Below are 12,746 nucleotides of genomic sequence, written 5' to 3'. Positions count from 1 at the left end.
CCGCCACCACCCGCCCCGATCCGCACCGCCCGCCCCACGTCTTCGCACGAACCACCCTCACGACCGCGAAAGTCCCCCACCATGTACGAGCTGTCCCGGGTCCGCCTCTACTCCATCGGGCCGGCCGGTGCGCGCTACGCCGACACCGTGCTGGACCTGAGGGGTGTCGGCGAGCCGGTGCCCGACCCCGCGCCGCAGCAGGCGGAGTTCTTCGAGGAGGAGCCGACCGGGCCGCCGCGCCGGCCCGCGCCCGCGGGCGTGCTCTTCCTGGAGAACGGCGGCGGCAAGTCGGTCCTGCTCAAGCTGATCTTCTCGGTGATGCTGCCGGGGCACCGCAACACCCTCGGCGGCGCCAGCTCGGGTGTGCTGCGCAAGTTCCTGCTCGCCGACGACTGCGGACACGTCGCGCTGGAGTGGCAGCACACCCTCACCGGTGAGTGCGTCGTCGTGGGCAAGGTGAGCGAGTGGCGCGGACGCCAGGTCTCGAGCGACCCCCGCAAGTTCGCCGAGGCCTGGTACTCCTTCCGGCCCGGCCCCGGCCTCAGCCTCGACAACCTCCCCGTCGCCGAGTCCACCGCCGTCCGGCCGCCCGTCGAAGGCGCCTCCGGCGCGCAGGGGCGGCGGCGGACCATGAAGGGGTTCCGGGACGCCCTCACCGAGGCGGGCAAGGCGTATCCGCACCTCGAAGTGCACTGGGAGGAGATCCACGACCGCTGGAACGAGCATCTGACGGACCTCGGCCTCGACCCCGAACTCTTCCGCTACCAGCGGGAGATGAACGCCGACGAGGGCGAGGCCGCCGGTCTCTTCGCGGTGAAGAAGGACTCCGACTTCACCGACCTGCTGCTCCGCGCGGTCACGGACACCCGGGACACCGACGGGCTCGCCGACCTCGTCGGCGGCTTCGGCAACAAGCTCGGACGCCGGGCCGAACTGATTGCCGAACGCGACTTCACCGCCGGTTCCGTGGACCTGCTCGGCCGGATCGTGGAGGCCGCCGAGGCACGCTCGCGGGCACGTGACATCCACACGGCCGCCGAGCGGCGGACCCGCACCCTGGCCCGCCGGCTCTCCGCCAGGGCCACCCGGGAACGGGTCAGGGGCACCGATCTGGCCCAGCGGGTCACGGCCGCCGCGTACGCGGTCACCCACGCCGAGGGCGCCCGCGAACGCAGCGCGCTGATCGCGGCTGAACTCGCCTACCGGCACGCCTCCCTCGCGCTGGCCGCTGCGGAGAAGTCGGCCGCCGCGCAGAAGCGGGAACTGGCCGACGCGCGCACCCTGCACGCCGCCTGGCAGGGGGCCGAGGCCGTGCTCAGGCACCGCGCCGCCGCCGACCGCGTCGCACGCGTGGCCGCCGCGATCCAGGAGGCCGAGCGGGACGCGGCCCCCGCGCTCGCCGCCCGCGCCCAGGCAGCCGTCGACCTGGTCCGGGCCCTGCACGCGGCCGCCGAGAGCGCCGAGAACCTCGCCAACGAGGGGGAGGAGCGGTCGGCTGCTCTCCAGGAGCTCGGCGAGGCCGCCTACCGGGACTCCACCGCCGCCGCCACCGAGGCGCAGCGCGCCCGCAGCGAGATCGGGCACCTGAAGCAGCGGCTCAGCGAGGTCGAGCAGGAGACCGCCGAGGCGGTCCGGGCCGGCTGGCTCGACGACAGTGCGCCCGACGCCGACCCGGCCCGGGCCGCCCTCGCCGCCAGCGACGCCGAGAAGACCGCCGTCGCCGCCTGGGACACCGCTAGGGAGGCCTCACGACGCGCCTCCGAGCACGCCAGGGAGGCGGCCTCCGCCGAGGCCCGCGCGGAGCTGACGGCCGCCCGCGCCGCCGACGCCGCAATCGCCGCCGAGCGCGCGTACGACGGGGAGCGGCGCACCGCCGAGGCCCTCGCGGCGGAGGAGCGCCTCGCCGAACTGCTGAGCCTGCCGGGCGCCGCCCGCAAGAGCCGGGCCGGGGTGCCCGTACCCCGCACCGCGGGCGACGGCCCCGGCGGCGCGCCGGCCGCGAGGCCCGCCGAGCCGGAGCGGACGGGACCGGCGGCCGGCGCGGCCGACGGCGCCGATGCCTCCGGTTCCCCGGGCGAGGGCCCCCTCACCCCCGAGGAGCTGGACCGCTTCGCGGACGAGCTGCGCGAGCTGCTCGACGAGAACGTGTCCTCTGCGGAGCGCACCCTCTTCGAGCTGCGCACCGCCGCGGCCGACGACTCCCGCATCCTCGGCGCCCTCGGCGACGGCGGACTGCTGCCGCCGGGCCCCGACGTCCTGGCCACCGTCGAGTTCCTCGGCGAGCACGGCATCCCCGCCCTGCCCGGCTGGCGGTACCTCGCCCAGGCCGTGGACCCCACCGACCACGCGCGCGTGCTCGCCGCGCGCCCGGAGCTGGTCGACGGCGTCATCATCACCGACCCCGACTCGCACGTCCGTGCCCGTGCGGCGCTCAGCGACGCGGCCCTGCTCCCGCGGTCCGCCGTCGCCGTCGGCACGGCCGCCGCCCTGCTCGCGCCGACACCGTCCCTGGACGCGGGCGACGGCGCCTCGTCCGAGGTGTTCCTCGTCCCGCCGAACCCGGCCATGCACGACGAGCGCGCCGCCGACGAGGAGCGCCAGGCCCTGCGCGCCCGCGCGACCGAGCGCGACGAGGAGATCCGGGCCCTCGCGGCACGCCTCGGCAAGGACCGGGAACTCGCGGCGCGACTCGCCTCCTGGCGCACGGGCTGCCCGGCGGGCCGGCTCACCGAGCTGGCCACGTCGGCGGGGGAGACCCGCGCGTTCGCCGAGGAGGCCGAGGCGGAGCTGGCCGAGGCCCGGACCGTGCGGGCCGAGACCGAGGAGGCGGCGGCCGAGGCCGCCCAGGTGCGGGACGAACGGCAGGAGGCCGCGCAGAAGGCCCGGCGCGCCGCCGACGCCCTCGCCGGACTCGCCTTCCGGCTGCGTGAACGCGCCGGCTGGCAGGTCAAGCTCCGTGAACTCGCCGACGAGGCCGCCGAGTCCGAGGCCCGCGCCCAGATCTGCCTGGAGCGGGCCCGCGCCGCCGACGAGGACCGCCGCGCCACCCAGCGCGCCGCCGACGACGCCCGCCGTACGGCCCGCGCGCTGCGCGCCGAGCGCGCGGAGATCGCAGGCGCCCCCGACGACGTACCGGAAGCGGACACCGACGCGCCCAAGCAGCCCCTCGCCGCCCTCCGCGAGGCCTACCGCGCCGCCTCCCAGGTGTACGAGAAGGTCGGCGTGGGCGCCGACCTGCGCGCCGAGCAGGCCCGGGCCGAGAGCGACGAGAGCGCCGCCCGCGCGGAACTGGACCGGCTCAGCAACAAGGTCCGCAACCGCGCCGAGCAACTCCTCCAGTCGCCCGACGGTTCCGACGGCCCCTCCCGGCAGGCCGCGTCGGCCCGCGCAGAGGAGCTGGTGCAGCTGCTGGAGACCCGTGTGTCGACGGCGAGCGAGCAGCTCGGACGGCTGCGCGGCGAGGCCGAACGGCACGCCCCCGAGGACGGCGAGGCCCACACCGAGCTGCCCGAGGAGATGGTCCCGCGCGACGCCGACCACGCCCAGGCCCTGCTGCGTACCGCCACCGCCGAACTCGCCTCCCGCACCGAGGCGCTGGCCCAGGCCCGTGAGGCCCACGCGGAGCTGCTGGCGGCCCACCGCGCCGCCGAGGACGCGGCCGGCGGCTTCGAGGAGACGGCCGCCCTGCTCAGGGACCTCCTGCGGGACCACACCCCGGAGGACGACCAGGAGGAGCCCGAGCCGTACCCGGGCGGTCTCGAAGAGTCCCGTAAGGCCGCCGCCGAGGCCCGCCGCTCCCTGCGCGGCTGCGCCGCCGACCTCTCCGCCGCCGAGGGCGCGGTGCGCGAGGCGAGCGACATCCTCGTACGGCACGCCAACTCCACCCGCTACGAGCAGGTGCGCACCCCGGCCCGCCAGCAGATCCGTGAGCTGCCCGCCTCCGCGCTGCCCGAGCACGCCCAGAAGTGGGCGGACGCCTTCGCGCCCCGGCTGCGGGTCCTCACCGACGAGCTGGCGCAGCTGGAGCGCAACCGCGACTCGATCGTGGACCGGCTGCGGGGACTCGTGGAGTCGGCGCTCGCCACCCTGCGCTCGGCCCAGCGGCTGTCCCGGCTCCCCGAGGGCCTGGGGGAGTGGTCCGGCCAGGAGTTCCTCCGCATCCGCTTCGAGGAACCCGACCAGGCGACACTCACCGAGCGGCTCGGCGAGGTCGTCGACGAGGCGACCCGCGCGGCCGTGAAGAAGAACTCCGACATGCGGCGTGACGGCATGTCCCTGCTGCTGCGCGGCGTCAGCGCGGCCCTCCAGCCGAAGGGCGTCGCCGTCGAGATCCTCAAGCCCGACGCCGTGCTCCGCGCCGAGCGCGTCCCCGTGGGACAGATGGGCGACGTCTTCTCCGGCGGTCAGCTGCTCACCGCCGCCATCGCCCTGTACTGCACGATGGCCGCGCTCCGCAGTAACGACCGGGGCCGCGACAAGCACCGCCACGCCGGCACCCTGTTCCTCGACAACCCCATCGGCCGGGCCAACGCGACGTACCTGCTGGAGCTGCAGCGGGCCGTGTCGGACGCCCTCGGCGTCCAGCTCCTCTACACGACGGGTCTCTTCGACACGACCGCCCTGGCCGAGTTCCCCCTGGTCATCCGCCTCCGCAACGACGCCGACCTCCGTGCGGGCCTGAAGTACATCAGCGTCGAGGAACACCTCCGCCCGGGACTGCCGCAGCAGCCCCGGGCGGGAGAGGCGGTGCACAGCGAGATCACGGCGACGAGGATGTACAAGAGGCCCACGCCGAACCCCGCCTGAGACGGGGCCGCGCCCCTGTGCGGGCGCGGCCCCTCAGGGGCGCGGGGAACTGCGCGACCGGCCACGACGAACCCGCGGCCGCCCGGCGTCCCTGGGCACCCCACCCCTCAGACGTCGGCCTTCAACAGATCCGCACACTTCTCGCCGATCATCATCGTCGTGATGCACGGATTCACGGTCACCAGATCCGGCATCACCGACCCGTCGGCCACCCGCACCCCCTCGACCCCCTTGACCCGCAGCCGCGCGTCGAGCGGCGCCGAGGGGTCGTCGTCCGCGCCCATCTTCACGGTGCAGGCCGGGTGGTAGACGGTATTGTGCGTCTTGCGGATGTAGTCGAACAGCTCGTCGTCGGTCTGTACGTCGGGGCCGGGCGCCAGTTCGGCCCCCGCCCATCCGCTCAGCGCCGGCTGAGCGGCGATCCGCCGGGCCAGCCGCAGCCCGTACGTCATCACCCGCACGTCGTGCTCGTGGGTGAAGTACCGCGGGTCGACCTTCGGCTTGTCCCGGTAGTCGCGGGTGCGCAGCCGCACCGTGCCGCGCGACTTCGCCCGCGTCACGTTCGGCGTCAGACAGAACGCGTTCTCGGTCGTGGGGTAGCCGTGCCGGGCGGTGTTCATGTCGAACGGCACGGACCCGTAGTGGAACATCAGGTCGGGGCGGTCCAGGCCGGGCTCGGTGTCGTAGAAGATACCCGCCTCCCACCACTGGCTCGACGTGGTGGTCATCGGCTGCGCGGCCTCCCACATGATGACGCCCTCGGGGTGGTCCTGGAGGTTCTCGCCGACGCCCGCCGAGTCGACGACCACGTCCACGCCCACCTCGCGCAGGTGCTCGGCGGGACCGATGCCGGAGAGCATCAGGAGCTTCGGCGTGTCGATGGAGCCGCAGGAGACGATGACCTCGCGCCGGGCCCGGACGGTACGGGTGTGGATCTGGTCCGGGTCGAGGTACTCGGCGCCGACGCAGCGCCGCCCCTCCAGCACCAGCTTCTTGGCGCGGACGCCGGTGCGGACCTCCAGGTTGGGGCGCTTGCCCATGATCGGGTGCAGATACGCGACCGAGGAGGACTGCCGGATGTTGTTCTCGTCGGAGTTGATCTGGAACCAGTTGGCGCCCCGGATCACGGTCGTACCGGAGTTGAAGGGCGTCGTCGGAATGCCGGCCTGGGCGCACGCCTCCAGCAGCGCGTTCCCGCACGGGTCGTCGCTCTTGAGCGTGCGGAGCTTCACCGGGCCGCTGCGGCCGTGGTGGTCACCGGGGGCGTCGTTGTTCTCCAGCCGCTGGTAGAGCGGGAAGAGGTCGGCCGAGGACCAGCCCGTACAGCCGGCCGCCGCCCAGTCGTCCAGATCCTCCGCGGGGGCCCAGAAGGCGATGCAGGAGTTGTGGGAGGAGCAGCCGCCGAGGACCTTCGCGCGGGCGTGCCGCATGAAGCTGTTGCCGCTGGTCTGCGGCTCGACGGGGTAGTCCCAGTCGTAGCCGGACTCCAGCAGGCCCATCCAGCGTTCCAGTCTCAGGACGGCGTCGTCGCCGACGTCGCTGGGTCCCGCCTCCAGGACGCACACCGTGACCGACGGGTCCTCGGACAGCCGGGCCGCGACCACGTTTCCCGCGGTGCCGCCGCCGACCACGACGTAATCGAACTCTTCTGGGCTCATGGGGAGTTGTCCTCCTTGCGTTGCGGGCGTCCCCGGCGGATCGGCGCCGGGGACCGCGCGTTGCGTGCTGTGTCCGGTCCCGGTGAGCGGGGCCTGTCGATGGCCCGGTCCGTCCGTGACCGGGTCGGTCAGTCGGCCGCCGGGGAGGCGACGGGCGGGGCGGGGGGCGTCGTCGGGCCGGACGGCTCGGTGGCTGTCCCGGTGGCCGTCATGGCGTGCTCGGCGAGCACCCCGGTCTTGTGGCGCTGGACGAACCAGTAGTAGGCGAAGCCGCCGCCCGCGATGAGCCCGACGAAGAGGACCGCGCCCCAGCGCAGGTACCAGTGGAACGGCTCGGTCGCGTTGTAGACGGAGGCCCGGGGCCAGATCAGGTTGAGGGTCATGCCCGTGCCCCACAGGACGGCGAGGGCGTTGACGAGGACACCCCAGCGGCCCAGGGAGAACCTGCCGTCGCCCGCCGGCTGCCACTTGCCGCGCAGCCGCGCCACCAGCATCGGCACGGTGACGCCGAGGTAGGCGAGGTAGATCATGATGATGCCGATGCTGGTCACCACGGTGAAGATCTGCGGCTGGCGGATGTTCACGACCAGGATCGAGAGGGCCAGCACGCCGATGATCACGGCCGGGAGGACCGGGGTCTGGAAGCGCGGGCTGACCTTGGCCAGCAGCGAGGACGCGGGCAGATTGTTGTCGCGGGCCATCGCGAAGGCCAGGCGGATCGCCGCCGTGTGCACGGCGAGCGCGCACACCGTGACCGCGATCAGCACGCACCAGAGCATCGCCTTGCCGGCCGTCGGGCCGAGCACGTCGAGCACCACGTACTGCAGACCGTCCGTGGACAACCTCTCGCCCTTCAGGCTGGAGACGCTCATCAGCGCCAGCAGCAGGATCAGACCGCCGAGGACGAAGGAGGCGACGATCGCCCGGATGATGGCGCGCGGCGCGTTCCGGGACGGGTCCAGCGACTCCTCACCGAGCGAGGCGGCCGTGTCGAAGCCGTACATGACGTACGCCGACGCCAGCGAGGCCACGAGGAACGCGCCCAGGTACCCGGCGCCGCCGTACCCCTCGCCGGTGCCGTTCGTCTCCAGGACGACCTGCGGCCCACGCGTGATGTGCACCGCGAACAGGGCGATCAGCACCACGGTGGCGATCAACTCGATGAACACGCCCGCCGTGTTGATCGTGGCCATCAGCTTCACGCCGAAGGCGTTCACCAGCGTGGTGAACAGGATCAACACCGCGGCCAGGATGACCGCGTTGGTCGCCACGTCATAGGTGCCGGTGCCGTCCCCGACGAACTGGAACACATCGGAGATCTGCGGCAGCGTCAGCTGGTAGGCGAGCGCCACCGCCGCGATGGACACGATCGACGCGGTCAGCATCATCCAGCCGGCGAGCCAGCCCAGATGCGGATTGCCTATCTTCTTCGACCAGTTGTAGACGGAGCCCGCCACCGGGTAGCGCGCCGCCAGTTCGGCGAAGCAGAGCGCGACCATGAACTGGCCGACGAACACCATGGGCCACGACCACCAGTAGGCGGGGCCGCCGCTGCTGTAGCCGAAGTAGAACAGCTGGAAGGTGCCGGTGAGGATCGAGATGTAGCTGATCCCGGCGGCGAAGGTGTGGAAGTTGCCGAGGGTGCGCTTGAGCTCGGGTTTGTAGCCGAACTCGGCGAGTTCGGCGTCGTCGTTCGATTTCTGTGGTCCGGTCGGTTGCTCGATGGTCGTCATGAGCGGACTCCTGGGGGGCCTCGGGGAAAGGGGGAGCGGCTCTTACGGGTGCCGGGATGGGTGCCGGGAGGGGGCCGGGGTGAGGTGCCCGTGGGCACGGGCAGGGAGGGGGACCGCATCCGCGGGACGCGGAAGAGGAGTCATACCTACGCCTCAAGTCCCCCTCGTCACAAGGGAGTTACGCGAACCAGCCCTGCGGTGCCGGATCCGTGTTGCGCCAGATGTGCTTGGCCTCGCGGTACTCGGCGAGCCCCGCGGGCCCGAGTTCACGCCCGAAGCCGGACTGCTTGTAACCGCCCCACTCCGCCTGCGGGACGTACGGGTGGTAGTCGTTGATCCACACCGTGCCGAGCCGCAGCCGGGCGGCCACCCGTCGGGCCCTGGCCTCGTCCGTCGTCCAGACGGCGCCGGCCAGGCCGTAGATCGTGTCGTTGGCGAGCCGTACGGCCTCGGCCTCGTCGCTGAACCGCTCCACGGTCAGGACGGGGCCGAACGACTCGTCCTGGACCACGGACATCGTGCTCGCGCACTCGTCCAGAACGGTCGGCGGATAGTAGAAGCCCTGGTCGTACGCCTCACCCGTGGGCCGCTCGCCGCCACAGCGCAGGACCGCGCCCTCCGCGACGCCCTTGGCGACGTACTCCTCGACCTTCGTGCGGTGCGCCGCCGAGATCAGCGGCCCGGTCTGCGCCCGCTCGTCGAACGGGCCGCCCAGCCGGATCCGCTCCGCCCGGCGCACGAGTTCGTCGACGAACCGGTCGTGCAGCGCGTCCTCGACCAGCAGTCGGGCGCCGGCGGAGCACACCTGGCCCGAGTGCAGGAAGACGGCGGTGAGGGCCATGTCGACGGCGGTGTCGAAGTCGGCGTCGGCGAAGACGATGTTCGGGTTCTTGCCGCCCAGTTCCAAGGCGACCTTCTTCACGCTCGCGGCGGCGTTGGCCATCAACCGCCGGCCGGTCTGGAGGCCGCCCGTGAACGAGACGAGGTCGACGTCCGGGTGCTCGGAGAGCGGGGCGCCCGCCTCGGGACCGGCGCCGAGGATCAGGTTCGCCGTGCCCGGCGGCAGCCCGGCCTCCTCCAGCAGTCGCATCAGATGGATCGCGGTGTGCGGGGTCAGCTCGCTGGGCTTCAGCACGAAGGTGTTGCCGGCCGCGAGCGCCGGGGCGACCTTCCAGGCCGTCTGGAGGAGCGGGTAGTTCCACGGGGTGATCAGCGCGCACACCCCGACCGGCTCGTACACGACCCGGCTGTCGACGCCGTCCTGCCCGGTGTCCACGACCCGGCCCGTCTCGGCGGTGGCCGCGTGACCGAAGTAGCGGAAGCAGTTCGCGATGTCGTCCATGTCGTACTCGCTCTCCACCAGCCGTTTGCCGGTGTCGAGCGACTCGGCGCGGGCGAGCGCGTCCTTGTCGCGTACGAGCAGGTCGGCGACCCGCAGCAGCAGGGCGCCCCGCTCGGCTGCCGGGGTCGTGGGCCACGGGCCCTCGTCGAAGGCGCGACGCGCGGCGGCGATCGCCTCCACGGTGTCCTCGCGGCCGGCCTCGTCGACGACGGCGACCAGGCTGCCGTCGGCGGGACAGCGGATCTCACGGGTCCGCCCGTCGAGCGCGCCACGCCACGCTCCGCCGATGAAAAGTTCGGGCATGTCTCTCGTTCCTCCTGGTCAGCGCCGTGCCGACGCCCTTGCGGCTGAGCGCCTAACCGGAAGACCGCGTTCTATGCCGACCAACCGGCCAAATGTGACGGTTGACACGTCCGGTCGGAAAGAACGGCAGAAGGAACCCGTGCGGGAGCCCTGAAGGGGACCCCCGGAGGCGCACCGCAAGGAGCACACGAGGCACCGAAGGGATCCCCGGAAGGCGCACCCCAAGGAGCACGCGAGGAGCCCGCACGGGGCCCGCACGGAGCGCCAGGAGGAACGAGGAGACGGACCGCGCGCCCCTTACGGGTGCGAGAGCTGGCCGGCGCCGCCCCTACGGCGTATTCGCGCCTGCGTACGCTCCGCCGCACGCACCTCGCGGCGGGCCCGCCGCCGCTCGCGCCGCAGCGCACGCGCGGTGCTGCTGGGGGCCGACACCACGCCGTTGCGCTGGCTCCACACCTGCCGGGTCACCCAGACGTCCAGGACGCCCCACGTCGCCGCGATCGTGCTGGCGACGCTGCTCAGGACCATCGGGAAGGCCAGCCAGGAACCGGCCAGGGTGGACAGGACCGCCACCATCGCCTGGATCAGCGTCACCGCGATGATGAGGACCGCGCGCACCGCCGCAGTCCGCACCGGATCGGGCAGTCGGCGCCTGCGCGCCGGCTCCTCGATCCACAACGCCCGGTCATGCATGCGCTCTTCGTCCCGGGCGGCGGGCTTCTTCTCCTTCACCGTGACACCCTCGCCCGCCCCGGGGCCCCGCTCGGATGCCCGAACGGCCTTCGCCGTCGCCTGTGGTGTCACCGTGTCATTCTCGAGCGCCACTTGCCGCTCCGCCGTGCCCATCAACTTGTCACTCCCCACCGTCGGTGGACCAAGAGCTCCGGGATCACGAGACCCGGCCCCCCTCTGGTGCCCGACTTCCTCCGAATTACGCCACCCGGGGGCGGCTTGCGGGGCCTGTCGCCCCTTCCGCACCCCGTTCCCGTACAGAAAGACGATCGAGGAACGCCGAAAGATTCCCAAGGAACGCAAAAATCCGGCCAACCGGCCAACTTCCCCGACGGGATGCCATGGGTTCAACTGCCCGACAGGGGGAGGCAATCTCCCCCAATGAACGGACAACTCCCCATGTCTGGTCCGCCATGGGCGGGTGGTGGGTTCCGGCGGCCCTTCGAGATACCCCCGTGTCGGTAGTAGGCTCACGCCGTTTGTTGACGCACATGTGTGCCCCCGGGCCGGCGGGGGTTGAGCTGGGGGAGGCCATGCGCTTTCGCGGGAAATCGATCCGCCGGAAGATCGTGGCGCTGTTGCTCGTGCCCCTGATCGCCCTCACCAGTGTCTGGGCGTTCGCCACGGTGCTGACGGGGCGTGCGGCGAGCGACCTCTTCCGAGTGGCCGACATCGTCGAGGAGATCGGCTTCCCCACCGAGGACACCATCCGTGTCCTCCAGCAGGAACGCCGCCAGACCCTCGTCCTCCTCGCCGATCCGCGCGGCTCCGACGCCGCCGAGGCCCTCGAACGCAGCCGCACCGCCACCGACAAGGCCGTCGCGGAGTTCCGCGACCACGCCACGAACGCGGAACTGCGGGACGAGATGGGCGAGTCCACCGCGCTGCGGCTCACCACGATCCTGAACGCACTCGACGGCCTCCCGGCCCTGCGCACAGGCGTCGACGACGGCACCGTCACCGTCACCCAGGGCCTCAACTTCTACAACGAGTTGGTCGACCCCTGCTTCGCCCTCCTGTCCAACCTCCCCGCGCTGGACAACGTCGAGATGGACAAGCAGGGCCGCGCCCTGGTCAACCTCGGCCGCGCCCGTGAGCTCCTCTCCCGCGAGGACGCCCTGTTCAGCTCCGTCCTCGTCGCCGGCCGGATCAGCCGCGACGAGATCCGCGACTTCTCCGACCTCGTGGCGCAGCGGACCCTGCTGTACGACATCACCCTGCCGCTGCTGCCCTCCTCCGAGCGCGACCGCTTCGCCGGCTACTGGCGGAACGCGAACACCGCGCCGCTGCGCTCGGTCGAGCAGGACGTCATCGGCTCCGTCGCCGGACAGCGGGCGGGCGTCAGCGCCAAGAGCTGGGACAGTGCGGTGGAACCGGTCCTCTCCGACCTCCGTGACCTCAGCATCGAGGCGGGCGACCGCTACCAGGACCGGGTGCGCCCCCTGGCCACCGGCGTCATCCTCAAGGCCGTCATCGCCGGAGTCCTCGGTCTCTTCGCCCTCCTGGTCTCGCTGTTCATGTCCGTCCGCATCGGCCGCGTCCTCATCCGCGACCTGCGCCGACTGCGCCAGGAGGCCCACGAGACGGCCGACGTGCGCCTGCCCAGCGTGATGCGCCGGCTCGCCGCGGGCGAACAGGTCGACGTCGAGACCGAAGTGCCCCGCCTGGAGTACGACAGGAACGAGATCGGCGAGGTCAGCCAAGCCCTCAACACCCTCCAGCGGGCCGCCGTCGAGGCCGCCGTCAAGCAGTCCGAGCTGCGCAGCGGCATCTCCGAGGTCTTCGTCAACCTCGCCCGCCGCAGCCAGGTCCTGCTCCACAAGCAGCTCACCCTCCTCGACACCATGGAGCGGCGGACCGACGACACCGAGGAACTCGCGGACCTGTTCCGCCTCGACCACCTGACCACCCGTATGCGCCGGCACGCCGAGGGCCTGGTCATCCTCTCCGGCGCCGCCCCCTCACGGCAGTGGCGCAAGCCCATCCAGCTCATGGACGTCGTCCGCGCCGCCGTCGCCGAGGTCGAGGACTACGAGCGCATCGAGGTCCGCCGGCTGCCGCGCGTCGCGGTCACCGGCCCCGCCGTCGCCGACCTCACCCATCTCGTCGCCGAACTCCTCGAGAACGCCACGGTGTTCTCCCCGCCGCACACCGCGGTCCAGGTCCTCGGCG

At 72.6% G+C, this 12,746-nt stretch carries 6 protein-coding genes; 2 read left to right on the top strand and 4 right to left on the bottom strand.

Annotated features, from left to right (window positions below; all coding sequences use genetic code 11):
- The first annotated feature begins 81 nt into the window (after positions 1-81).
- Complete coding sequence (locus AOK23_RS37965; protein ID WP_055717026.1) at positions 82-4,806, top strand: hypothetical protein; 4,725 nt, start codon at positions 82-84, stop codon at positions 4,804-4,806.
- A gap of 107 nt (positions 4,807-4,913) precedes the next feature.
- On the opposite strand, the gene AOK23_RS37960 is transcribed toward AOK23_RS37965, so the two are convergent.
- From AOK23_RS37960 to AOK23_RS37945, 4 genes are all read right to left on the bottom strand, one after another.
- On the bottom strand, positions 4,914-6,464 hold the full coding sequence (locus AOK23_RS37960) for a GMC family oxidoreductase (protein WP_055717025.1): 1,551 nt from the start codon (positions 6,462-6,464) through the stop codon (positions 4,914-4,916).
- A 128-nt stretch (positions 6,465-6,592) separates the two neighbouring features.
- A complete protein-coding gene (locus AOK23_RS37955; RefSeq protein ID WP_055717024.1) occupies positions 6,593-8,197 on the bottom strand; it encodes an APC family permease in 1,605 nt (534 codons plus the stop codon).
- Positions 8,198-8,375: 178 nt separating this feature from the next.
- Entirely contained in the window at positions 8,376-9,842 is a 1,467-nt protein-coding gene (locus tag AOK23_RS37950) for an aldehyde dehydrogenase family protein (RefSeq protein WP_055717023.1), read from the bottom strand.
- Between the two features lie 297 nt (positions 9,843-10,139).
- A complete protein-coding gene (locus AOK23_RS37945) occupies positions 10,140-10,688 on the bottom strand; it encodes a hypothetical protein (protein ID WP_055717022.1) in 549 nt (182 codons plus the stop codon).
- 419 nt (positions 10,689-11,107) lie between these two features.
- On the opposite strand from AOK23_RS37945, the gene AOK23_RS37940 reads away from it, so the two are divergent.
- A partial coding sequence (locus tag AOK23_RS37940; protein WP_157878272.1) for a sensor histidine kinase occupies positions 11,108-12,746 on the top strand: 1,639 nt, incomplete at its 3' end.

Source organism: Streptomyces torulosus (assembly GCF_001419765.1).
In the GTDB taxonomy this organism is placed as follows: domain Bacteria; phylum Actinomycetota; class Actinomycetes; order Streptomycetales; family Streptomycetaceae; genus Streptomyces; species Streptomyces torulosus.
Note: the sequence above shows the minus strand (reverse complement) of the source record. Positions and strands in the feature narration are given on the sequence as shown.